We start from the raw sequence: 22081 nt of genomic DNA, 5'->3' as shown, positions 1-22081 counted from the left end.
CGGCTGTCACACAAGGCCGCTACCCTGCTTCGCACACAGAGGATCAGGAGGATCACTCATGGAAGCCATTCGCCACATCAACCTGCCTTCGCTGCTGGACACGCTGGTCAGCGTGGGCGCGGCCTTTCTGCTGGGCTCGCTGATCGGCTTCGAGCGCCAGGTGCGCCAGCGCACCGCGGGGCTGCGCACCAACACGCTGGTGGCCGTGGGCGCGGCCGTGTTCGTCGACATGGCGGCCCGCCTGGGCGGCCCCGACGGCGCGGTGCGCGTGGTCGCCTACGTGGTCTCGGGCATCGGCTTTCTCGGTGCCGGCGCGATCATGAAGGAAGGCGCCAACATCACCGGCCTGAACACGGCGGCCACGCTGTGGGGATCGGCCGCGGTGGGCGCCTGCGCGGGCGCCGATCTGCTGGGCGAAGCATTGATCGCCGCGCTCTTCGTGCTGGCGAGCAACACGCTGCTGCGGCCGGTGGTGAACCGCATCAACCGCCGCCCGGTGCACGAGGAATCGAGCGAGGCCACCTACACGGTGCGCGTGATCTGCTCACGCGCGGCGCGGCCCGAGGTGATGGACCAGCTGCTGGTGCAGCTGGAAGCCGCGAACTACCCGGTGCGCGACATCGACCAGCACGCCTTCGGACAGGCCGACACGGAGATTGCCGCGACGCTGTACGCCACCGCGGTCGAGCCCGAAGAGCTCGACCAGGTGATCGCGGAACTGGAAACGCTGGAAGGCGTCCAGCAGGCGTTCTGGAACGCCTCCGCCGAAGACTAGTTAAACGCCGAGGATCGAAACAGCCTTGGTGTTCAGGTAGGCCTCGATCGCCTCCGGACCACCTTCCGAACCGTAGCCCGAATCCTTCACGCCGCCGAACGGCATTTCCGGCGAAGGCGTGGCGGGCTGGTTGATCCACAGCATGCCCAGCTCGAGCTTCTGGCTCAGCAGGTGCGCGCTCTTGATCGACTTGGTGAAGGCGTAGCCGGCCAGGCCGAAGGGCAGGCGGTTGGCTTCGGTGATGGCTTCTTCGAGCGTGTCGAAACCGCGGATGGCGGCGATGGGGCCGAAGGGTTCGTTGTTGAACACGTCGGCGTCCAGCGGCACGTCGGTGATGACGGTGGGCGCGAAGAAGTTGCCGGTGTCGCCGACGCGTTCGCCGCCAGTGGCGATGGTGGCGCCCTTCTTGCGCGCGTCTTCCAGCACATGGGCCATGGCCGTGAGGCGGCGGGCGTTGGCCAGCGGGCCGAGGTTGGTGCCTTCGGCCAGGCCGTCGCCCATCTTCAGGCCTTCGGCGTGCTTGACCAGCAGGCTCGCGAACTCATGGCGCAGGCTGTTGTGCACCAGGAAGCGGGTCGGCGAGATGCAGACCTGGCCCGCGTTGCGGAACTTGGCCGCACCGGCGGCCTTGACGGCCAGCGCCACGTCGGCGTCTTCGGCCACGATCACCGGGGCGTGACCGCCCAGTTCCATCGTGACGCGCTTCATGTGCGAACCGGCCAGTGCGGCCAGCTGCTTGCCGACCGGGGTCGAGCCGGTGAAGGTGACCTTGCGGATGATCGGGTGCGCGATGAGGTAGCTCGAGATCTCGCCCGGGTTGCCGAACACCAGGCCCACCACGCCGCCCGGAATGCCGGCGTCGACAAAGGCCTTGAGCAGCGCGGCCGGCGAGGCCGGGGTTTCCTCGGGCGCCTTCACCAGGAAGGAGCAGCCGGTGGCCAGTGCGGCGCCGAGCTTGCGCACGATCTGGTTGACGGGGAAGTTCCACGGCGTGAAGGCCGCGACGGGGCCGACCGGCTCCTTGATGACCAACTGCTGCGCGGCCAGGTTGCGCGAGGGCACGATGCGGCCGTACACGCGGCGGCCTTCGTCGGCGAACCACTCGATGATGTCGGCGGCGGCCATCATTTCGACCTTGGCTTCGCCCAGCGGCTTGCCTTGTTCCTGCGTCAGCAGCTTGGCGATGTCCAGGGCGCGTTCGCGGATCAGGCCGGCGGCGCGGCGCATCACGGCGGCGCGCTCGTTGGCGGGCGTGTCGCGCCAGGCTTCGAAGCCGCGCTGGGCGGCGGCCAGGGCGCGGTCGAGGTCGACGATGCTGGCGTGCGCCACCTTGCCGATGGCCTTGCCGGTGGCGGGGTTCAGCACGTCGAGCGTCTTGCCGTCGGCGGCGTCGACCCATTGGCCGTCGATCAGCAGGCGGGTGTCGGTGTAGGTGGCGGTCATGGCGAACTCTTTCCTTCGAGGACTGGATGGTGAAAACGAAACGGGAAATCGGGCGCGCGGCGCGGCACCCCGTGGGGGTGCGCATGCGACAACGGCGGCCAAGCGCCGCCGGGGCCGTAGATTAACCTGAGTTCACAAAGCTTGCCGGCGGCCCCCGCCAGGGGCCGGGGCGCGCCTACAGCACGAGGATCGCGCGGAAGTCGTTGACGTTGGTGTTCGTCGGACCGGTCACGAACAGGTCGCCGATGGCGTCGAAATAGCCGTAGGCGTCGTTGCGGTCGAGGTGGTCGGACAGCTTCCTGCCCTGCGCCGTGGCGCGCGCCAGGGTGTCGGGCGTGACGAAGGCGCCGGCGTTGTCTTCCACGCCGTCGATGCCGTCGGTGTCGGCGGCCAGCGCCCAGACCTGCGGCTGGCCCATGAGCGCGCCGGCCAGGCCCAGGCAGAACTCGCCGGCCCGCCCGCCGCGGCCCTTGGCCTGGCCGGGCTGGCGCGGACGGATGGTGACGGTGGTTTCGCCGCCCGACAGGATGACGCAGGGCCGGACGAAGGGCTCGCCGCGCAAGGCCACGGCGCGGGCGAGTGCCGCGTGCACCTTGCCGACTTCGCGCGATTCGCCTTCCATTTCGTCGCTCAGCACGTGCACGCCGATGCCGGCGGCGCGCGCGGCCGCGGCGGCGGCTTCGAGCGACTGCTGCGGCGTGGCGATGAGGTGCGTGCTGTGGCCGGCGAACACGGCGTCGTCGGGCTTGGGAGTTTCGAGCGTGCCGCTTTCGAGCTGCGCACGCACGGGCGCCGGCACTTCGATGCCGTAGCGGTCGAGGATGGCCAGCGCGTCGGCGCAGGTGGTGGCGTCGGGCACGGTGGGGCCGCTGGCGATCACGGCCGGGTCGTCGCCGGGCACGTCGCTGATGGTGAGCGTGACCACGCGCGCCGGCGCACAGGCCGCCGCGAGCCGGCCGCCCTTGATGCGCGACAGGTGCTTGCGCACGCAGTTCATCTCGCCGATATGGGCGCCGCTGTCGAGCAGTTGCTTGTTGATGCGCTGCTTGTCGGCCAGCGTGAGGCCTTCGGCCGGCAGCACCAGCAGCGACGAGCCGCCGCCGGAGATGAGGCACAGCACGAGGTCGTCGGCCGTGAGTCCCTGCGTGAGCGCCAGGATGCGCTCGGCCGCCTGCTGGCCGGCCGCGTCGGGCACGGGGTGCGCGGCCTCGACGAGCTCGATGCGCTGCGGCACGCCTGCGGGGCGCGGCGGAATGTGGTCATAGCGCGTGACGACCAGGCCCGACAGCGGGGCATCGGCCGGCCACAGCGCTTCGAGCGCCTGCACCATCGAACCGCCGGCCTTGCCGGCGCCCAGCACCACGGTGCGGCCCTTGGGCGGCTGGGGCAGATGCGCGCCCAGCGTGGACAGCGGCAGTGCGCGGTCCACCGCCACGCGGTACAGGTGTTCGAGAAAAGCGCGCGGGGCTTCGCGCGGATCGGGAGCTGTTGCTGAGGGCGAGGTCGATGCGGTCATGGCTTGCGTGTTGTCTCCATTCGGCGATTGTGCGACGACCGGTGGCCCGCCCTCGCAGGCCACGGTCTGCTAGTTCGTCTTGGCGCCGGCCTGGAACCAGCGGCTGATGAGCGCCCGCTCTTCGTCGGTGATGTTGGTCGCGTTGTTCATCGGCATGATCTTGGTCACCACGACCTGCTGGTAGATCGCCTGGGCGTGCGCCGTCACCTGGTCGGGCGTGTCGACGCGCACGTTCTTCATCTGCACGGCCGCGCCGTGGCACATGAAGCAGCGCTGCTCGAGCACCTTCTGCACGTCCTGGTAGGCCACGGCGGGCACCGCCTGGGCGGCGCTGGCCGCAACCGGCGCCACTGGCTCGGGCTTCATCCACACGATCGTGAGACCCAGCACCGCGATGCCGACCATGGCGTAGGGCAGCGGGTTGCCCGCGTTGCCCAGCTTGAAGCGGTGGCGCACCACGAAGAACTGCCGGATGGCCGCGCCGCCGAGCATGATCAGCAGCAGCACGATCCAGTTGTACTTGTGCGTGTAGGTGAAGCTGTAGTGGTTGCTCAGCATCGCGAACAGCACCGGCAGCGTGAAGTAGGTGTTGTGCACGCTGCGCTGCTTGCCGCGCTGGCCGTGCACGGGGTCGACCGGGCGGCCTTCGCGCAGCGCCTTCACGTTCTTGCGCTGGCCCGGGATGATCCAGAAGAACACGTTGCCGCTCATGGTGGTGGCCATCATGGCGCCCACCAGCAGGAAGGCCGCGCGGCCCGCGAACCACTGGCAGGCCAGCCAGGTCGCGAAGGCGATGAAGACCGCGATCAGCACGCCGACGATGGTGTCGCCGTTCTTGCGGCGCCCGAAGATCTGGCAGATGCCGTCGTAGACCATCCAGAACACGACGAAGAAGGCCAGCGCCACGGCAATGGCGGCGCCTGGTTGCCAGTCCATCTTGCTCTTGTCGATGAGGTACGTGCTCGCGTTCCACAGGTACGACATCGTGAAGAGCGCAAAGCCCGTCAGCCAGGTCGAATAGCTTTCCCAGTACGACCAGTGCAGGTGGTCGGGCAGCTTCTTGGGCGCCAGCGCGTACTTCTGGCTGTTGTAGAAGCCGCCGCCGTGCACGGCCCATTGCTCGCCGCCCACGCCCTTGTCGAGCGATTCCTGGTCCTGCGGCTTCTCGAGGCTGTTGTCCAGCATCACGAAGTAGAAGGAGGCGCCGATCCAGGCGATGGCGGTGATGACGTGGACCCAGCGCAGCAGCAGGTTGGCCCAGTCGAGGTAGTAGCTTTCCATGTGCTCTCTCTCAACCCTGTTGGCGCGTGGGGGCGCCAAGGAGGGGTTTCAGCCTGCTCACCACCGCGGGCGCTGTAAGCAGAGAAAGTGCCGCGAACGCAGGTCCGTTGAAATGGACCTCGCTCCGCTGCGGCTTGTTGTGGACCGAAAGTGTATACAGTTTTGGCACGAGGCGGGATGCTATTTGCGGCGTCGCCGCCAAGGGAAAACCCTGTTCAGCCCAGCGATTGCAACAACTGTGCCGCCACGGCGACCGCGATCACCTCGGGCTCCTTGCCCGTGATGCCAGGCACGCCAATCGGGCAGGTGACGCGCGCCAGTTCGTCGGCCGTGAAGCCACGCGCCTCCAGCCGGTGGCGAAAGGTGGCCCATTTGGTCTTGCTGCCGATGAGGCCGATGTAGGGCAGGTCGTTGCGCGCGCGCAGGCGCTTCAGGCAGGCGATGACGATGTCCAGGTCTTCGGCATGGCTGAAGCTCATGATCAGCACGCGGCTGCCGGGCGCGAGCGCGGCCACGGCGTCCTGCACGGGCTCGGAGTGCTCGGTGTCGATCTGCGCGGGCAGTGCGTCGGGGAACACGCCGTCGCGGCTGTCGATCCAGCGCACCGAGAACGGCAGCACGGCCAGCAGGCGCGCCAGCGCGGCGCCCACGTGGCCGCCGCCGAACAGCGCGACGGGCTCGAGTTGCGCGACCAATTCTTTTTGCAACGCGGGCGCGTCGGCCGCGCCGATGCGCCGGTAGGTCAGGAACATCACGCCGCCGCAGCACTGGCCCAGGCTCGGGCCCAGCGGGTAGCGCTGCACGCCGTCGAGGCTGCGGGTGCCGGCCAGGATTTCGCGCGCTTCCTGCGTGGCCTGGAACTCGAGTTGCCCGCCGCCGATGGTGGCCGTGAGCCCGTCGGCCCAGACGGCCATCCAGGTGCCGGCCTCGCGCGGGGCCGAGCCTTGCGTCGATTCGACGCGCACCAGAACCGCGTCTTCGGTGCGAAGACGCGCCAGCAATTGATCGACCGCACCGTTCATGACCGATACCTTCGGTTGCCGAGGCGGCAACAACTCACGGTATAACCCCGGCGATGATGACGAACCGCCAGCTTACGCCGCGCCGCCTCGCCTGGGCCGCCACTGTTCTTTCCGCCTTGTGGCTCGCCGGCTGCGGCTCGACGGGCTCGGTGCCCGGCCAGCTGAGCGGCGCCAGCAACGCACAGGGCAGCGGGCCCGCGCCGCGTGCCTCCAGCGCAGCCACCGCGCGCGAGTACCGCCGCGACGCCGCACGCCACATCTACAACGCCAACCCCTCGCGCATCTACAAGGGCCAGATGCCGCCGCTGCTGTACGCGGTCGGCACCCTGCAGGTGAACCTGGACGCCGGCGGCAAGGTGGTCTCGATGCACTGGCTGCGCGCGCCCAAGCACGCGCCCGAGGTGATCGCCGAGATCGAGCGCGCCGTGCTGCAGGCCGCGCCCTTCCCGCCCGCCCAGCGCCTGGGCGCGGTCACCTGGACCGACACCTGGCTGTGGGACAAGAGCGGACGCTTCCAGCTCGACACCCTGACCGAAGGGCAGCAACAAGGCGACTGACCTCAGGAGCCGCGGTACGTGGAGTAGCTCCACGGGCTGACCAGAAGCGGCACGTGGTAGTGCTGGTCGGTGTGCGCCACGCCGAAGTCCAGCGCCACCTTGTTCAGGAAGTTCGGCTCCGGCAGCGTCACGCCGCGGGCCTTGAAATAACCCGCCACGTCGAACACCAGGCGGTAGGTGCCGACCTTGATCGAGTTGTTGTCGTAGAGCGGCCCGTCGCTGCGGCCGTCCGAATTCAGCGTGAAGCGCTTCACCAGCGTCGCGGCGTCGCCGTCGGTGGTGTACAGCGCCACCTCCATGCCGGCCGCGGGGCCGCCGTGCATCGTGTCCAGTACGTGAGTGCTCAAGCCCATGGGGCCTCCTTCAAAGGGTGTCGGATCGGTGAGATCGGGGTGCGGGAAATTCCGGTGGACAAAAGTGTATACAGTTACCGGCTTTGGGTCTATCATGAAAAACATGGAGTCCTCCACCACCCGTTCGATCGTCGATGCCCTCACGAAGGCCATCGTCGAGCACCGCCTTCAGCCCGGCACCAAGCTCGCCGAGCAGAAGCTGGCCGATCACTTCGGCGTGTCGCGCACCTTGGTGCGCCAGGCGCTGTTCCAGCTCTCGCAGAACAAGCTGATCCGGCTCGAGCCGGCGCGCGGCGCCTTCGTGGCCGCGCCCGCCGTCGACGAGGCCAAGCAGGTGTTCGCCGTGCGCCGCATGCTCGAGGCCGAAATGACCCGCGCCTTCGTGCGCAGCGTCACGCCCGCCAAGATCAAGGCGCTCAAGGAGCATGTGGCGCTCGAGAAATCGGCCGTCGGCGGCGAAGACGTGTCGGGCCGCACCGAGCTCTTGGGCGACTTCCACGTGCGCATGGCCGAGCTCATGGGCAACCAGGTGCTGGCGCAAATTCTGGGCGAGCTGATCTCGCGCTGCGCCCTCATCACGCTCATGTACCAGAGCACCAGCGCCGCCGAGCACTCCAACGACGAGCACGCCGACATCGTGAAGGCGCTGGCCGCGCGCGACGAGGAACTCGCTGTGCGCCTCATGACCGAGCACCTGGAACACGTCGAGGCCAACCTCACCTTCGACCGCAAGGTCCCGACCAACGACATCTCCCTCGCGCTGTCCTGATCCACACCATGACCGTCTACGACACCACCCTGCCCTACCCGCGCGACCTGATCGGCTACGGCCGCAACCCGCCCCATGCCCGCTGGCCCGGCGGTGCGCGCGTGGCGGTGCAGTTCGTCCTCAATTACGAAGAAGGCGGCGAGAACGCCACGCTGCACGGCGACGCGGGCTCGGAGCAGTTCCTGTCCGAGATGTTCAACCCGGCGAGCTTCCCCGACCGGCACATCAGCATGGAAGGCATCTACGAGTACGGCTCGCGCGCCGGCGTGTGGCGCATCCTGCGCGAGTTCGAAAAGCGCGGCCTGCCGCTCACCGTCTTCGGCGTGGGCATGGCGCTGCAGCGCTACCCCGAACTCACCGCCGCCTTCAAGGAACTCGGCCACGAGATCGCCTGCCACGGCTGGCGCTGGATCCATTACCAGAACCTCGATGAAGCCACCGAGCGCGAGCACATGCGCCTGGGCATGGAAGCCATCGAAAAGCTCACCGGCGAGCGCGCGCTCGGCTGGTACACCGGCCGCGACAGCCCGCGCACGCGCCGCCTCGTGGCCGACTACGGCGGCTTCGAGTACGACAGCGACTACTACGGCGACGACCTGCCCTTCTGGATGAAGGTGCAAAAGACCGACGGCAGCGTCGTGCCCCAGCTCATCGTGCCCTACACGCTCGACTGCAACGACATGCGCTTTGCGCTGCCGCAGGGCTACTCGCACGCCGACCCGTTCTTCCAGTACATGAAGGACACCTTCGACGCGCTGTACGCCGAAGGCGACCCGAACGGCGACGACAGCCCCAAGATGATGAGCATCGGCATGCACTGCCGCCTGCTCGGCCGCCCCGGCCGCATCACGGCGCTGCAGCGCTTTCTCGACCACATCGCCACGCACGACAAGGTCTGGGTCTGCCGCCGCGTCGACATCGCACGCCACTGGAAGCAGGCACACCCCTTCGAAGCCGGAGCCGCATCATGAGCACCCCCCTCCTCACCCTTGCCCAACTCAACGCCGCAGGGCCGGCCGCTGCCGTTGCCATGCTCGACGGCGTGTACGAACACTCGCCCTGGATCGCGCAGCGCGCGCTGGTGCAGCGCCCCTTCCGCTCGCTCGCGCATCTGAAGCACGCGCTGGTGCAGGCGTTGGCCGCGTCGTCGGCCGACGAGCAGATCGGCCTGATCCGCGCCCACCCCGAGCTCGCCGGCAAGGCCATGGTCAGCAAGACGCTCACCGCCGAGTCGACCAACGAGCAGAACAAGGCCGGCCTCACCGACTGCACGCCCGAAGAGTTCGCGCAGATCCAGAAGCTCAACGCCGACTACAACGCGAAGTTCGGCTTCCCGTTCATCCTGGCGGTGCGCGGCCCGCGCGGCACGGGTCTCGCCAAGCGCGAGATCATCGAGACCTTCGCGCGCCGGCTGCACAACCACCCGAGCTTCGAACTCGGCGAGGCGCTGCGCAACATCCACCGCATCGCCGAGATCCGCCTGAACGACAAGTTCGGCGCCGACATCACGCTCGGCAACGACGTGTGGGACTGGCAGGAGCAGCTGTCGGTGCACACCGACCCCGGCTATGCCGAGAAGGGCCAGCTCACCGTCACCTACCTGACCGACGCGCACCGCGCCTGCGCCGCGAACATCTCGGGCTGGATGCGCGACTGCGGCTTCGACTCCGTACACATCGATGCCGTGGGCAACGTGGTCGGCCGCTACGAAGGCGCCACGCCCGACGCCAAGACCCTGCTCACCGGCTCGCACTACGACACCGTGCGCAACGGCGGCAAGTACGACGGCCGCCTGGGCATCTTCGTGCCCATGGCCTGCGTGCGCGAACTCAAACGCCAGAACCGCCGCCTGCCCTTCGCCTTCGAAGTCGTCGGCTTCGCCGAAGAAGAAGGCCAGCGCTACAAGGCCACCTTCCTCGGCTCGGGCGCGCTCATCGGCCACTTCGACCCACGCTGGCTCGACCAGAAGGACGCCGACGGCATCACCATGCGCGAGGCCATGCAGCACGCCGGCCTGAAGGAAGAAGACATTCCGAAGATCCAGCGCGACCCGGCGCGCTACCTCGGCTTCGTCGAAGTGCACATCGAGCAGGGCCCCGTGCTCACCGAGCTCGACCTGCCGCTGGGCATCGTCACCTCCATCAACGGCAGCGTGCGCTACGTGGGCGAAGTCATCGGCATGGCCAGCCACGCCGGCACCACGCCCATGGACCGCCGCCGCGACGCCGCCGCCGCCGTGGCCGAACTCATCCTCTACACCGAGCAGCGCGCCGCCAAAGACGGCGACTCGGTCGGCACCGTGGGCATGCTCGAAGTGCCGAGTGGCTCGATCAACGTCGTGCCCGGCCGCTGCAAGTTCAGCCTCGACCTGCGCGCGCCCAACAACGCACAGCGCGACGCGCTGGCCAACGACGTGGTCGCCGCACTGAAGGACATCTGCGAACGCCGCGGCGTGCGCTACGAACTCGAGGAAACCATGCGCGCCGCCGCCGCACCGAGCGAACCCGCCTGGCAGCAGCGCTGGGAACAGGCCGTCGACGCGCTGGGCATTCCGCTTTTCCGCATGCCCAGCGGCGCCGGCCACGACGCGATGAAGCTGCACGAGGTGATGCCGCAGGCCATGCTCTTCGTGCGCGGCATCAACTCGGGCATCAGCCACAACCCGCTCGAGTCGAGCACCAACGACGACATCCAGCTCGCCGTGCAGGCCTTCCAGCTCCTGCTGGACAACCTCGCCGCCGAACAAGCCCACTGACCGACCCCACAAGAACAACCACCATGACCGACTACGCCAAACTCGACGCCTGGATCGACGCCCACTTCGACGAGGAAGTGCAATTCCTGCAGCAACTGGTGCAGGTGCCCACCGACACCCCGCCCGGCAACAACGCACCGCACGCCGAGCGCACCGCCGAGCTGCTGAAGGACTTCGGCCTCGATGCCGAGAAGCACGCCGTGCCCGCGCAGGACGTGAAGGACTACGGCCTCGAATCGATCACCAACCTGATCGTGCGCCGCAAGTACGGCAACGGCGGGCGCACCGTCGCGCTCAACGCCCACGGCGACGTGGTGCCGCCCGGCGAAGGCTGGACGCACGACCCCTACGGCGGCGAGATCGTCGACGGCAGCCTGTACGGCCGCGCCGCCGCCGTCAGCAAGAGTGACTTCGCCAGCTTCACCTTCGCGCTGCGCGCGCTCGAGGCCGTGGCCAAGCCCACCCAGGGCAGCATCGAATTGCACTTCACCTACGACGAAGAGTTCGGCGGCATCCTCGGCCCGGGCTGGCTGCTCGAGAAGGGCCTGACCAAGCCCGACCTGATGATCGCGGCCGGCTTCAGCTACGAAGTGGTCACCGCGCACAACGGCTGCCTGCAGATGGAAGTGACCGTGCACGGCAAGATGGCCCACGCCGCCGTGCCCACCACCGGCATCGACGCGCTGCAGGGTGCCACCAAGATCCTGAACGCGCTGTATGCGCAGAACACGCTCTACCAGAAGGTCACGTCGAAGGTCGAGGGCATCACGCACCCCTACCTGAACGTGGGCCGCATCGAGGGTGGCACCAACACCAACGTCGTGCCCGGCAAGGTCGTGTTCAAGCTCGACCGCCGCATGATCCCCGAAGAGAACCCGGTCGAGGTCGAAGCCAACATCCGCCAGGTGATCGCCGATGCCGCCGCCGAAAGCGCGGGCATCACGGTCGAGATCAAGCGCATGCTGCTCGCCAACTCGATGAAGCCGCTGGCCGGCAACAAGCCGCTGGTCGACGCGATCCAGAAGCACGGCGGCGAGCTGTTCGGCGAACCCATCAAGGCCATGGGCACGCCGCTGTACACCGACGTGCGCCTGTACGTCGAGGCCGGCATTCCCGGCGTGATCTACGGCGCCGGCCCGCGCACCGTGCTCGAGTCGCACGCCAAGCGCAGCGACGAGCGCGTGGTGCTCGAAGACCTGCGCCGCGCGACCAAGGTGGTGGCGCGCACGCTGGCCGACCTGCTCGCCTGAGCGCGCAGAAGGTCGCGGCGCAGTAAGCCCCGCCCCGGCCCCTCCAAGGCGCCATGTCCCTCGCGGGGCATGGCGCTTTTTCTTTGCCCCGGCCCGCCCCGTATCAGGGAATCTACGGATATATGATTCCCCGCATGGTCTTGATTGAGTTCAATTTTTGTATACAAATAACGAACCCATAAAGACGGCGCGAAATTTGCGTCAAAAAGTCCCTCATCCCAACCAAGTACGAGGAAAGACCATGAGCACAGTCGCCAGCCATGCCCCCGCGGGGGCCAGCGAAGCCGGCATCGCGCCGCACGCGGAATCGAATGCCCTCATCAAGCCGGGCTACGACCCGCGCCTGACCAACGAGGACCTCGCCCCGCTCAAGAAGCAGACCTGGGGGCAATACAACATCTTTGCGTTCTGGATGTCCGACGTGCACAGCGTGGGCGGCTACATCACGGCCGGCAGCCTGTTCGCGCTGGGCCTGTCGAGCTGGCAGGTGCTGGTGGCACTGCTGGTGGGCATCGTGATCGTGCAGGTCTTCTGCAACCTGGTGGCCAAGCCCAGCCAGGTGACGGGCGTGCCCTACCCCGTGGTGTGCCGCGCCTCGTTCGGGGTGCTGGGCGCCAACATCCCGGCCATCATCCGCGGGCTGATCGCGGTGGCCTGGTACGGCGTGCAGACCTACCTGGCATCGGCGGCCTTCATGGTGCTGGCGCTGCACATGGCGCCGGGCCTGGCGCCGTATGCCGACGTAGCGCAGTACGGCTTCGTCGGCCTCTCGGCCCTGGGCTGGGTGGCGTTCATGGTCATGTGGGTGCTGCAGGCCTTCGTGTTCTGGCACGGCATGGAAGCCATTCGCAAGTTCATCGACTGGGCCGGCCCGGCGGTGTACGTGGTGATGGCCGTGCTGTGCGGCTGGCTGGTATGGAAGGCCGGCTGGAGCAACATCGACCTGAACCTGGGCGGCATCAAGTTCCAGGGCTGGGACGCGCTGCCGGTGATGCTCTCGGCCATCGCGCTGGTGGTGAGCTACTTCAGCGGCCCGATGCTCAACTTCGGCGACTTCTCGCGCTACGGCAAGAGCTTCGACGCGGTGAAGAAGGGCAACTTCTGGGGCCTGCCGATCAACTTCGTGTTCTTCTCGCTGCTCACGGTGATCACCACGGCGGCCACGCTGCCCGTTTTTGGTGAACTGATCACCGACCCGGTGCACACCGTGGGCAAGATCGACAGCACCACGGCCGTGGTGCTGGGCGCGCTGACCTTCATGATCGCCACCATCGGCATCAACATCGTGGCCAACTTCGTGTCGCCGGCCTTCGACTTCTCGAACGTGGCGCCGCAGCACATCAGCTGGCGCACGGGCGGCATGATCGCCGCGGTGGGCTCGGTGTTTCTCACGCCCTGGAACCTTTACAACAGCCCCGAGGTCATCCACTACACGCTGGACGTGCTGGGCTCGTTCATCGGCCCGCTGTTCGGCATCCTGATTGCCGACTACTACATCGTGCGCAAGCAGCAGATCGACGTCGACGCGCTCTACACGATGAGCCCCAAAGGCCAGTACTGGTACAGCGGCGGCTACAACCCGAAGGCGATCCAGGCGCTGGTGCCCTCGGCCATCGTGCCCATCCTGTGCGTGATGGTGCCGACGCTGCGCGGCGCCGCCAACTATGCGTGGTTCATCGGCATGGGCCTGGGCTTCGTGCTCTACGTGCTCTTGAACCGCAACAACAAGACTTGAAAAACTGACCGAAGAAGGGACCGCGCCGTGCGCATCAAGATCATCAACCCCAACACCACCTGGAGCATGACCGAGAAGATCGGTGCCTGCGCCCGCGCGGTGGCGCACGCCGGCACCGAGATCGTGGCCGTGAGCCCGGCCATGGGGCCGGTCTCCATCGAGAGCCACTACGACGAAGCGCTGGCCGTGCCGGGGTTGCTGCAGGAGATCGCCGCGGGTGAGCGCGACGGCATCGACGGCTACGTGATCGCCTGCTTCGGCGACCCAGGCTTGAAGGCCGCACGCGAGCTGGCGCGCGGCCCGGTGGTCGGCATCGCCGAGGCGGCGATGCACCTGGCCAGCATGATCGGCAGCCGCTTCAGCGTGGTGACCACGCTGGGCCGCACCATGGGCCAGGCCTGGCACTTGGCCGAGATCTACGGCACGGAGCGCTTCTGCGCCAACGTGCGCGCCTGCGAGCTGCCGGTGCTCGAGCTGGAGGAGCCGGGCTCCAACGCCCGCGAGCGCATCGTCGACGAGTGCCGGCGCGCGCTCGAAGAAGACGGTGCCGACTGCATCGTGCTCGGCTGCGCCGGCATGACCGACCTGTGCGCGCACATCGAGCAGGTGCTCGGCGTGCCGGTGATCGACGGCGTGGCCGCGGGCACCAAGCTCATCGAATCGCTGGTGGCGCTGAAGCTGCGCACCAGCAAGCACGGCGAGCTGGCAAGGCCCCTGCCCAAGCCCATGATCGGCGCGCTCGAGGCCTTCACCCTCACGCGCTGAGCCACAATCGACGGATGCCCCGCGCCAGTTCCAAAACCTCCGTCCCTTCCGCCGCCCCCGTTACCGCACCGGCCGAGAACGGCACGGCGCCGGCCGACAAGAACAGTTCCATCGAGAGCATCGCCAACGACATCGCCACCGCGATCGTCGAGAAGCGCCTGCCGCCCGGCACCTGGCTGCGCGAAGAGGCGCTGGGCCGCGTCTACTCGGTGAGCCGCACCAAGGTGCGCGCGGCGCTCTTGATGCTGTCGAAGGACAAGCTCATCGAGATGATTCCCGACAAGGGCGCCTTCGTCTGCCAGCCCACGGTGGACGAGGCGCGCGAGGTGTTCGCGGTGCGCCGCATCCTGGAGCGCGAGGTGGTGCGCCTGTTCATCGCCAATGCCCGGCCGCGCGACTATCAGACGCTCGAGCAGCACATCAAGTTCGAACGCACCGCGCTGCGCCAGAGCACCACCATGGGCACGGTGCGCGAGAAATTGCTGGGCGACTTTCACGTGGCGCTGGCCGAAGCCACCGGCAACCACACGCTGGCCGAGATGGTGCGCGAACTCGTGGCGCGCAGCTCGCTGATCGCGATGCTCTATCACTCGTCGAACGACCCGCACTGCTCGTCCGACGAGCACTCCGACTTCCTGCGCCTGTGCCGCAAGGGCGACGTGGAAGCGGCCGTGACCTGCATGATCGAGCACCTCGAACGCATCGAGGCCAGCCTCGAACTGGGCACCGAGAAGCCCGACCGCCAACTCGACCTGGTCAAAGCGCTGCTGGCCTGAGCCGCTGAGCCCGTGCGTCGCTGACGCGCCCCACCCCCAATACCTGAACGCCGGCCGAAACGCCGGATGCCCCGGCGCGCGCCTCCCACAGCGCTTCTTCGCCGGATTCGGGTTTACCTGAATCCGGATTGCCGCATAAATTGTATACAGTTTCGCGTACACAACTGGTGTGCGCGACGGCTCTGCGACGCGCATCACTGCTCCGTTCCCCTCGCCGCGCCAGGAGACAACGATGACGGCAGATTCCCTTTCCAGCAATGTCCATCCCGTGGACCAGCGCCTGCCTTCGGGCAAGCTCGCGGCCCTCGGCCTGCAGCACGTGCTCGTGATGTACGCAGGCGCCGTCGCGGTGCCGCTCATCGTGGGCCGCGCGCTCAAGCTCTCGCCCGACGAGGTCGCGCTGCTGATCTCGGCCGACCTGTTCTGCTGCGGCATCGCCACGCTGATCCAGGCGCTGGGCGCCACGCAGTGGTTCGGCATCAAGCTGCCCGTGATGATGGGCGTGACCTTCGCCTCGGTGGCGCCCATGGTCGCCATCGCCAATGCCAACCCCGGGCAGAACGGAGCGCAGCTGCTGTTCGGCGCCATCATCGGCGCGGGGGTCATATCGATACTGATCGCGCCGCTGGTGAGCCGCATGCTGCGGTTCTTCCCGCCGGTGGTGACGGGCACGATCATCGCGGTCATCGGCATCAGCCTGATGCGCGTGGGCATCAACTGGATCTTCGGCAACCCCGTGGGCCCGACGGCGCCCGCGCTGGTCGACCCGGTGTACGCCAAGTGGCTGGCCGAGGTCACCTCGCCGGGCAGCTCGATTCCGGCGGTGCCCAAGGGCTTCGCGATCATGCCCACGGTGCCCAACCCCAAGTACGCCGACCTGTCGGGCTTCGGCGTGGCTGCGCTGGTGCTGGTGTCGATCCTGCTCATCGTGAAGTACGCCAAGGGCTTCATCGCCAACATCTCGGTGCTGCTGGGCATCGTGATCGGCGCGGTGGTGGCCTCGCTCACCGGCCTCATGACCTACGAAAAAGTCGGCAAGGCCGCCTGGGTCGACGTCGTGCTGCCCTTCCACTTCGGCATGCCGCTGTTCGACCCCATCCTGATCCTCACGATGACGCTGATCATGATCGTCGTGATGATCGAATCGACCGGCATGTTCCTCGCGCTGGGCGAAATGACCGACCGCAAGATCAGCCAGCAAGACCTGGCCAAGGGCCTGCGCACCGACGGCCTGGGCACGCTCATCGGCGGCATCTTCAACACCTTCCCGTACACCAGCTTCTCGCAGAACGTGGGCCTGGTGGCCGTCACCGGCATCAAGAGCCGTTATGTCTGCGTGGCCGGCGGCGTGATCCTGATCGTGCTGGGCCTGCTGCCGAAGATGGCCGCGCTGGTCGAGTCGCTGCCCACCGTGGTGCTCGGCGGCGCGGGCCTCGTGATGTTCGGCATGGTGGCCGCCACCGGCATCCGCATCCTGTCGGGCGTGGACTTCAAGACCAACCGCCACAACGCGATGATCGTCGCCGTGTCGATCGGCGTCGGCATGATTCCGCTGATCGCCCCCAACTTCAAGCAGTGGATGCCGCATTCGATCCACTCGCTGATCGAGTCGGGCATCCTGCTGGCGTCGATCACCGCCGTGCTGCTGAACCTGTTCCTCAACGGTGCGAAGCACGACGAAGAAGCGGTGATCGCGGCGGCCAAGCACGCCGACGCGCACTGATGAACTAGATCATCGCCAACGGCGTCTTGCGCTTCGGCACCGGATAGATCCGGTCCAGCGCCGCCAGGGTCGTCGCATCGAGCCGCAGCTCGGCGGCGGCCCTGTTTTCTTTCAGATGCGCGCTGCGCACTGCCTTCGGAATCGCCGCCACGCCCGGGCGCGCGATGACCGCGGCCAGCGCCAGTTGCGCGGCGCTCACGCCGAGTTCCGCCGCCAACGTGCCCAACGCCTCGTCGCCCGCCAGCGCGCCCTGGTCGATCGGGCTGTAGGCCATCAGCGGCATGCCGCGTTCGCGCTGCCAGGGCAGCAGGTCGAACTCGGGGCCGCGCTCGCCGAGCGACAGGTACACCTGGTTGGCCGCGCAAGCGGGACCTTGTCCGATGACCTGCGCCAGCTCCTGCATGTCGTCGGTGTCGAAGTTGCTCACGCCCCAATGACCGATGCGGCCGGCCGCCACCAGTTCGTGCATCGCCTCGACCGTGTGCGCCAGCGGGTGGTTGCCGCGCCAGTGCAGCAGGTACAGGTCGATGCGCTCCAGCCCGAGCCGCGCCAGGCTGCGCTCGCAGGCCTGGCCCGTGCCGCGACGGCTGGCGTTGTGCGGGTAGACCTTGCTGACGATGAAGAGGTCTTCGCGCTGCACATCGCCCGCGCGCAGCGCCTCGGCCACGGCTTGGCCGACGACCGTCTCGGCGCCGCCCTCGCCGTACATCTCGGCCGTGTCGATCAGGCGGTAGCCCAGCCCGATGGCCTCGCGCACCGCGGCCACCTCGGCCGCGCGGCGGGTGGCGTCTTCGCCCATGCGCCAGGTGCCGAGACCGAGAACCGGCATCTCGCCGCCGGTGGGGAGTGGAAGTGTTCGCATGGGCACGATGGTACGCAGGCCCTTTCGGCGGGTGCCCGGGTGCGGGTTTTCCGCCTCCGGCGCCTTCTAATTTTTCGAAGTCCAAGTCAGTTCGATGACCATCAATTGCTTATCTTCCGCCGTGTTCTGGCGTTTTGGCCTTCGCTTTTTGTCAATGCCCGGTGGGTGCCAACCCCCATCGCGCGCGCGCCACCCGCTCCTAGAATTTTTTGACGGCCTGATGTCACAAGCGTCGGCGCTCTTATCGAAACGGTTCAGGAACAGGTTGAGTCAATGCAACAGAAGCAAAAGCACAGGATTGCCGTCATTCCCGGAGACGGCATCGGCGTCGAAGTCATGCCCGAGGGCCTTCGCGTGCTCGACGCGGTCAGTCGGCGCTTCGGCATCGATTTCGCGTACGACCATTTCGACTGGGGCTCCGACCACTACGTGCGCACCGGCCTGATGATGCCGGCCGACTGGGCCGACAAGATCCAGGGCCACGACGCCATCTACTTCGGTGCCGTGGGCGATCCGGCCAAGGTGCCCGATCACATCGCCGTGTGGGGCCTGCTCATCAAGATCCGCCGCGACTTCGACCAGTACGTGAACCTGCGCCCCGTGCGCCTGATGCCTGGCGTGCCGGGCCCGCTGGCGCACCGCAAGCCCGGCGACATCGACTTCCTCGTCGTGCGCGAGAACACCGAAGGCGAATACACCTCGGTGGGCGGGCGCCTGTTCGAAGGCACGCCGCGCGAAATGGCGATCCAGGAAGCCGTGTTCACCCGCGTGGGTGTCGACCGCATCATCGATTACGCGTTCCAGCTCGCCAACCGCCGCAAGCGCAAGAACCTGGTGGCCGCCACCAAGTCGAACGGCATCTCGATCACCATGCCCTACTGGGACGAGCGCCTGGCCGAGATCGCCACGCGCTACCCCGACGTGGCCACGAGCAAGTACCACATCGACATCCTGTGCGCGCACTTCGTGCAGCACCCCGACTGGTTCGACGTGGTCGTGGCCTCCAACCTGTTCGGCGACATCCTCTCCGACCTGGGCCCCGCCTGCACCGGCACCATCGGCATCGCGCCCTCGGCCAACCTGAACCCCGAACGCAAGTTCCCCTCGCTGTTCGAACCCGTGCACGGCTCGGCCCCTGACATCGCAGGCAAGGGCATCGCCAACCCCATCGGCCAGATCTGGTCGGCCGCGCTCATGCTCGACCACCTGGGCGACAACGACCCCGTGTACGCACAGGCCTCGGCGGCCGTGCTCTCGGCGATCGAGACCGTGCTCAGCGAAGGCCCGCGCACGCGCGACATGGGCGGCACCGCCAACACGGTGGACGTGGGCCGCGCGATTGCCGAGTGCATCGCTTCGGCATGACACCTCCCGACCCTCTTTTTCGCAGGAAGCGAAACGCGCTGCGCACACCCGCAGCGTGCCCCCGTGCCCAGGGCACTGGGTGCTTCCCGCAGCGAAATCAAGGAGGAGGCCGAAGGCCGGGGGACATTCGCGGAGGGAAGTACCCGGTGGCCTGGGCACACGCCCTGAACAGCGACAAACAACGGAGCCACTGAACCATGGGCCTGTTCCTGCTCAAGCGCACCTTGACGCTCATCGGCACGCTGATCGGCGCGTCCGTCATCGTGTTCCTGGTGCTCGAAATTCTCCCCGGCAATGCCGCGCAGATGCTCATGGGCCCCGACGCCTCGCCCGACGCCGTCGCGGCCCTGGCCACCAAGCTCGGCCTGGACCAACCCGCGTGGACGCGCTACTGGCACTGGATCGGCGGCCTGCTCACCGGCAACCTCGGCGACAGCTACGCCTACAGCTCGCCCGTCATCGACCTGATCCTCGAACGTTTGGCCCTCACCGTGCCGCTGGCCGTGATGGCGATGGCCCTGACCGTGGTCATCGCATTGCTCGTGGGCGTGACCGCCGCCGCGCGCCACAACAAGCTCGGCGACGTCGGCCTGATGGGCATGGCCCAGGTCGGCATCGCCATTCCCAACTTCTGGTTCGCGATCCTGCTGATCCTCGTGTTCTCGGTGCAGCTGCAGTGGTTCTCCGCCGGCGGCTTCGAGGGCTGGGGTGAAGGCATCTTCGCGGGCTTGAAATCGCTGCTGCTGCCGGCCTTGTCGCTGGCCGTGGTGCAGGCCGCGATCCTCGCTCGCATCACACGCTCCGCCGTGCTCGAGGTGATGCGCGAAGACTTTGTTCGCACGGCGCGCGCCAAGGGCGTGTCCCAGCGCATGGTGCTGTGGACCCACGTGCTGCGCAACGCGATGATCCCGGTCATCACCGTCATGGGCATGCAGTTCTCCGAACTGCTGGCCGGCACCATCGTGGTGGAGAACGTGTTCTACCTGCCGGGCCTGGGCCGCCTGATCTTCCAGGCCATCAGCAACCGCGACCTGATCGTGGTGCGCAACTGCGTGATGCTGCTCGCGGCCATGGTCGTCATCGTGAACTTCGTGGTCGACGTGCTGTACGCCGTCATCGACCCGCGCATCAAGGCGAGCGACATATGAGCGCCATCCTCTCCCCTTCCGTGCCCGCCTCCGCCGCGCCCCTCGCGCCCGGCTTCTGGCGCCGCGCGGTCAAGCACCGCAGCTTTGTCATCGGCGGCGTGTTCGCGCTGCTGCTGTTGCTGGCGGCTCTGATCTCCTTCGTCTGGACGCCCTGGTCGCCCTACGCGATGGACATGGCGAACAAGATGCAGGGCCCTTCGGCCACGCACTGGCTCGGCACCGATGCCTTCGGTCGTGACGTGGCCTCGCTGCTGCTGGTGGGTGCGCGCGCCTCCATCCTCGTGGGCGTGATCGCCGTGGGCATCGGCCTCGTGGTCGGCACCGCGTTGGGCCTGCTCGCTGCTGCGAGACGCGGCTGGGTCGAAGAGGCGGTGATGCGCCTGTCGGACTTCACCCTCGCCTTCCCCGCCATCCTCTCGGCGATCATGATGACCGCCGTGTTCGGTGCCGGCATCGTCAACGCGATCATCGCGATCGGCATCTACAACATCCCGACCTTCGCGCGCATCACGCGCGCCTCGGCCAACGCCATCTGGTCACGCGAGTACGTCGCCGCCGCACGCGCCTGCGGCAAGGGATCGTTCGCGATCACGATGCAGCACGTGCTGCCCAACATCTCGGCCGTGCTGATCGTGCAGATCACCATCCGCTTTGCCATCGCGATCCTGGCCGAAGCCGCCCTCTCCTACCTCGGCCTCGGCACGCAACCGCCGCAACCCTCATGGGGCCGCATGCTCAGCGAAGCCCAGACCCTCATGTTCCAGCAACCGCTGCTGGCCGTCTTCCCCGGCATGGCCATCGCCTTCGCGGTGCTCGGCCTGAACCTGCTGGGCGACGGTCTGCGCGACCTGCTCGATCCGCGCCTGGCCCGCGCAAGGTAGACCGCCATGCCCCTTCTCGAAGTCAACGACCTCCACATCGGCCTGCAGACGCAACGCGGGCCGGCCGAAGCCGTGCGCGGCATTTCCTTCTCGCTGGAGCGCGGCGAAACGCTGGGCATCGTCGGCGAGTCGGGCTGCGGCAAGTCGATCACCGTGATGTCGCTCATGGGCCTCCTGCCTGCCACCGCGAAGGTCACGGGCAGCATCAAGCTCGACGGCCAGGAACTCGTCGGCCTGCCCGAAAAGCAGATGTGCCAGCTGCGCGGCAACCGCATCGGCATGATCTTCCAGGAGCCGATGACGGCGCTGAACCCCGTGCACACCATCGCGCGCCAGGTCGGTGAGCCGCTGCGGCTGCACCGCGGTCTGTCGAAAGCCGAGGCGCGCAAGGAAGTGCTCGCGCTGCTCGACCGCGTCGGCATTCCCGACGCCGCCTCGCGACTCGATGCCTACCCGCACCAGTTCTCGGGCGGGCAGCGCCAGCGCATCGGCATCGCGATGGCGCTGGCCTGCGGGCCCGACCTGCTGATCGCCGACGAGCCCACCACCGCGCTCGACGTGACGATCCAGAAGCAGGTGCTGGACCTGATCCAGGGCCTGGTCGCCGAAATGGGCATGGCGCTGATCCTCATCTCGCACGACCTCGGCGTGATCGCCAGCAGCGTGCAGCGCATGCTCGTGATGTACGGCGGCAGCGCTGTGGAAAGCGGCCCGACCGAGACGGTCTTTGCCGATCGCGCTCACCCTTACACGCGCGGCCTGTTCGCCGCGCGCCCCGCGCTCGGCGCCGTGCGCGCGGGCCGGCTGCCCACCATCCGCGGCAGCGTGCCCGAGCTGGTCGACATTCCGCGCGGCTGCGGCTTCGCGGGCCGCTGCGACTTCACGACCGACGCCTGCCACACCACGAAACCGCCGCTGGCCCGCCAACCCAACGGCCACGCGGTGAGCTGCCTGCACCTCGACGCCGTCGCCGCGCACGCCACGCTGGCCGCCGCATGAGCACCCCGATGACTTCGACGTCTTCCTCTTCGACCCCGCTGCTGCAGGTGACCGACCTCGTGCGGCACTACGCATTGCCGCGCGAAAAGCTCTTCGGCCCGCCGCC

At 67.8% G+C, this 22081-nt stretch carries 20 protein-coding genes; 14 read left to right on the top strand and 6 right to left on the bottom strand.

Annotation, left to right across the window (positions count from 1 at the left end; translation table 11 throughout):
* The first annotated feature begins 58 nt into the window (after positions 1–58).
* Positions 59–775 carry an MgtC/SapB family protein gene (locus tag AC07YS_RS29495; protein WP_062480849.1) on the top strand — a complete coding sequence of 239 codons (717 nt, stop codon included), beginning with the start codon at positions 59–61 and terminating at the stop codon, positions 773–775.
* Here the strand turns inward: AC07YS_RS29495 and AC07YS_RS29490 are convergent, their stop codons facing one another.
* From AC07YS_RS29490 to xdhC, 4 genes are all read right to left on the bottom strand, one after another.
* Positions 776–2218, bottom strand: a complete 1443-nt coding sequence (locus AC07YS_RS29490) for an NAD-dependent succinate-semialdehyde dehydrogenase (protein WP_095744186.1) — start codon at positions 2216–2218, stop codon at positions 776–778. It lies immediately after the preceding gene.
* 175 nt (positions 2219–2393) lie between these two features.
* Complete coding sequence (locus tag AC07YS_RS29485) at positions 2394–3734, bottom strand: glycerate kinase type-2 family protein (protein WP_495270065.1); 1341 nt, start codon at positions 3732–3734, stop codon at positions 2394–2396.
* Between the two features lie 69 nt (positions 3735–3803).
* Positions 3804–5015, bottom strand: a complete 1212-nt coding sequence (locus AC07YS_RS29480) for a urate hydroxylase PuuD (RefSeq protein WP_495270064.1) — start codon at positions 5013–5015, stop codon at positions 3804–3806.
* Positions 5016–5230: 215 nt separating this feature from the next.
* Complete coding sequence (xdhC, locus tag AC07YS_RS29475; protein WP_492685985.1) at positions 5231–6037, bottom strand: xanthine dehydrogenase accessory protein XdhC; 807 nt, start codon at positions 6035–6037, stop codon at positions 5231–5233.
* A 53-nt stretch (positions 6038–6090) separates the two neighbouring features.
* Here xdhC and AC07YS_RS29470 point away from each other — a divergent pair, with 53 nt between their 5' ends.
* Positions 6091–6594: a hypothetical protein gene (locus tag AC07YS_RS29470; RefSeq protein WP_095946742.1), complete on the top strand. Its 504-nt coding sequence runs from the start codon at positions 6091–6093 to the stop codon at positions 6592–6594.
* 2 nt (positions 6595–6596) lie between these two features.
* Here AC07YS_RS29470 and uraH read toward each other — a convergent pair whose 3' ends face one another.
* On the bottom strand, positions 6597–6947 hold the full coding sequence (gene uraH, locus AC07YS_RS29465; RefSeq protein WP_070061690.1) for a hydroxyisourate hydrolase: 351 nt from the start codon (positions 6945–6947) through the stop codon (positions 6597–6599).
* Between the two features lie 94 nt (positions 6948–7041).
* Here uraH and AC07YS_RS29460 point away from each other — a divergent pair, with 94 nt between their 5' ends.
* The 8 genes from AC07YS_RS29460 to AC07YS_RS29425 all read left to right on the top strand — a co-directional run bounded on the left by AC07YS_RS29460 (position 7042) and on the right by AC07YS_RS29425 (position 16720).
* Positions 7042–7716: a GntR family transcriptional regulator gene (locus AC07YS_RS29460; protein ID WP_056574067.1), complete on the top strand. Its 675-nt coding sequence runs from the start codon at positions 7042–7044 to the stop codon at positions 7714–7716.
* An 8-nt stretch (positions 7717–7724) separates the two neighbouring features.
* Positions 7725–8687, top strand: a complete 963-nt coding sequence (puuE, locus tag AC07YS_RS29455; RefSeq protein ID WP_062480836.1) for an allantoinase PuuE — start codon at positions 7725–7727, stop codon at positions 8685–8687.
* On the top strand, positions 8684–10471 hold the full coding sequence (gene uraD, locus AC07YS_RS29450; RefSeq protein WP_070061688.1) for a 2-oxo-4-hydroxy-4-carboxy-5-ureidoimidazoline decarboxylase: 1788 nt from the start codon (positions 8684–8686) through the stop codon (positions 10469–10471). Before puuE ends, uraD begins: the two co-directional genes overlap by 4 nt.
* 23 nt (positions 10472–10494) lie before the next feature.
* Positions 10495–11721 carry a M20 family metallopeptidase gene (locus tag AC07YS_RS29445; protein ID WP_139702712.1) on the top strand — a complete coding sequence of 409 codons (1227 nt, stop codon included), beginning with the start codon at positions 10495–10497 and terminating at the stop codon, positions 11719–11721.
* 241 nt (positions 11722–11962) lie between these two features.
* Positions 11963–13456 (top strand): NCS1 family nucleobase:cation symporter-1, encoded by a 1494-nt coding sequence (locus tag AC07YS_RS29440; RefSeq protein WP_495270275.1) that lies wholly within the window; start codon positions 11963–11965, stop codon positions 13454–13456.
* A 27-nt stretch (positions 13457–13483) separates the two neighbouring features.
* The gene (locus tag AC07YS_RS29435; protein WP_495270276.1) at positions 13484–14221 is read left to right on the top strand and encodes an aspartate/glutamate racemase family protein; all 738 of its coding nucleotides are present in this window, start codon (positions 13484–13486) and stop codon (positions 14219–14221) included.
* Between the two features lie 14 nt (positions 14222–14235).
* Complete coding sequence (locus AC07YS_RS29430) at positions 14236–14997, top strand: GntR family transcriptional regulator (protein ID WP_390345797.1); 762 nt, start codon at positions 14236–14238, stop codon at positions 14995–14997.
* Between the two features lie 232 nt (positions 14998–15229).
* Entirely contained in the window at positions 15230–16720 is a 1491-nt protein-coding gene (locus tag AC07YS_RS29425) for a nucleobase:cation symporter-2 family protein (protein WP_095946737.1), read from the top strand.
* Positions 16721–16724: 4 nt separating this feature from the next.
* On the opposite strand, the gene AC07YS_RS29420 is transcribed toward AC07YS_RS29425, so the two are convergent.
* Positions 16725–17582: an aldo/keto reductase gene (locus tag AC07YS_RS29420; protein WP_495270277.1), complete on the bottom strand. Its 858-nt coding sequence runs from the start codon at positions 17580–17582 to the stop codon at positions 16725–16727.
* Between the two features lie 273 nt (positions 17583–17855).
* On the opposite strand from AC07YS_RS29420, the gene AC07YS_RS29415 reads away from it, so the two are divergent.
* From AC07YS_RS29415 to AC07YS_RS29400, 4 genes are all read left to right on the top strand, one after another.
* Positions 17856–18947, top strand: coding sequence for a tartrate dehydrogenase (locus AC07YS_RS29415; protein WP_070061680.1), 1092 nt, complete (start codon positions 17856–17858; stop codon positions 18945–18947).
* Positions 18948–19144: 197 nt separating this feature from the next.
* Positions 19145–20095 carry an ABC transporter permease gene (locus AC07YS_RS29410; protein ID WP_070061679.1) on the top strand — a complete coding sequence of 317 codons (951 nt, stop codon included), beginning with the start codon at positions 19145–19147 and terminating at the stop codon, positions 20093–20095.
* Positions 20092–20976 carry an ABC transporter permease gene (locus tag AC07YS_RS29405; RefSeq protein WP_159274476.1) on the top strand — a complete coding sequence of 295 codons (885 nt, stop codon included), beginning with the start codon at positions 20092–20094 and terminating at the stop codon, positions 20974–20976. Before AC07YS_RS29410 ends, AC07YS_RS29405 begins: the two co-directional genes overlap by 4 nt.
* 6 nt (positions 20977–20982) lie before the next feature.
* Positions 20983–21975 carry an ABC transporter ATP-binding protein gene (locus AC07YS_RS29400; protein ID WP_495270278.1) on the top strand — a complete coding sequence of 331 codons (993 nt, stop codon included), beginning with the start codon at positions 20983–20985 and terminating at the stop codon, positions 21973–21975.
* Positions 21976–22081 lie beyond the last annotated feature (106 nt).

Source organism: Variovorax sp. GW458-11-26-14-LB1, assembly GCF_059423965.1.
The sequence above is the reverse complement of the archived record's forward strand: the minus strand, read 5'-3'. Positions and strand labels throughout refer to the sequence as shown.

What these genes read in the sequence shown, in the direction of transcription:
- AC07YS_RS29495 (WP_062480849.1), top strand. Translation starts at nt 59, where the DNA reads ATGGAAGCCATTCGCCACATCAACCTGCCTTCGCTGCTGGACACGCTG.
- AC07YS_RS29490 (WP_095744186.1), bottom strand. Translation starts at nt 2,218, where the DNA reads ATGACCGCCACCTACACCGACACCCGCCTGCTGATCGACGGCCAATGG.
- AC07YS_RS29485 (WP_495270065.1), bottom strand. Translation starts at nt 3,734, where the DNA reads ATGACCGCATCGACCTCGCCCTCAGCAACAGCTCCCGATCCGCGCGAA.
- AC07YS_RS29480 (WP_495270064.1), bottom strand. Translation starts at nt 5,015, where the DNA reads ATGGAAAGCTACTACCTCGACTGGGCCAACCTGCTGCTGCGCTGGGTC.
- xdhC (WP_492685985.1), bottom strand. Translation starts at nt 6,037, where the DNA reads ATGAACGGTGCGGTCGATCAATTGCTGGCGCGTCTTCGCACCGAAGAC.
- AC07YS_RS29470 (WP_095946742.1), top strand. Translation starts at nt 6,091, where the DNA reads ATGATGACGAACCGCCAGCTTACGCCGCGCCGCCTCGCCTGGGCCGCC.
- uraH (WP_070061690.1), bottom strand. Translation starts at nt 6,947, where the DNA reads ATGGGCTTGAGCACTCACGTACTGGACACGATGCACGGCGGCCCCGCG.
- AC07YS_RS29460 (WP_056574067.1), top strand. Translation starts at nt 7,042, where the DNA reads ATGAAAAACATGGAGTCCTCCACCACCCGTTCGATCGTCGATGCCCTC.
- puuE (WP_062480836.1), top strand. Translation starts at nt 7,725, where the DNA reads ATGACCGTCTACGACACCACCCTGCCCTACCCGCGCGACCTGATCGGC.
- uraD (WP_070061688.1), top strand. Translation starts at nt 8,684, where the DNA reads ATGAGCACCCCCCTCCTCACCCTTGCCCAACTCAACGCCGCAGGGCCG.
- AC07YS_RS29445 (WP_139702712.1), top strand. Translation starts at nt 10,495, where the DNA reads ATGACCGACTACGCCAAACTCGACGCCTGGATCGACGCCCACTTCGAC.
- AC07YS_RS29440 (WP_495270275.1), top strand. Translation starts at nt 11,963, where the DNA reads ATGAGCACAGTCGCCAGCCATGCCCCCGCGGGGGCCAGCGAAGCCGGC.
- AC07YS_RS29430 (WP_390345797.1), top strand. Translation starts at nt 14,236, where the DNA reads ATGCCCCGCGCCAGTTCCAAAACCTCCGTCCCTTCCGCCGCCCCCGTT.
- AC07YS_RS29425 (WP_095946737.1), top strand. Translation starts at nt 15,230, where the DNA reads ATGACGGCAGATTCCCTTTCCAGCAATGTCCATCCCGTGGACCAGCGC.
- AC07YS_RS29420 (WP_495270277.1), bottom strand. Translation starts at nt 17,582, where the DNA reads ATGCGAACACTTCCACTCCCCACCGGCGGCGAGATGCCGGTTCTCGGT.
- AC07YS_RS29415 (WP_070061680.1), top strand. Translation starts at nt 17,856, where the DNA reads ATGCAACAGAAGCAAAAGCACAGGATTGCCGTCATTCCCGGAGACGGC.
- AC07YS_RS29410 (WP_070061679.1), top strand. Translation starts at nt 19,145, where the DNA reads ATGGGCCTGTTCCTGCTCAAGCGCACCTTGACGCTCATCGGCACGCTG.
- AC07YS_RS29405 (WP_159274476.1), top strand. Translation starts at nt 20,092, where the DNA reads ATGAGCGCCATCCTCTCCCCTTCCGTGCCCGCCTCCGCCGCGCCCCTC.
- AC07YS_RS29400 (WP_495270278.1), top strand. Translation starts at nt 20,983, where the DNA reads ATGCCCCTTCTCGAAGTCAACGACCTCCACATCGGCCTGCAGACGCAA.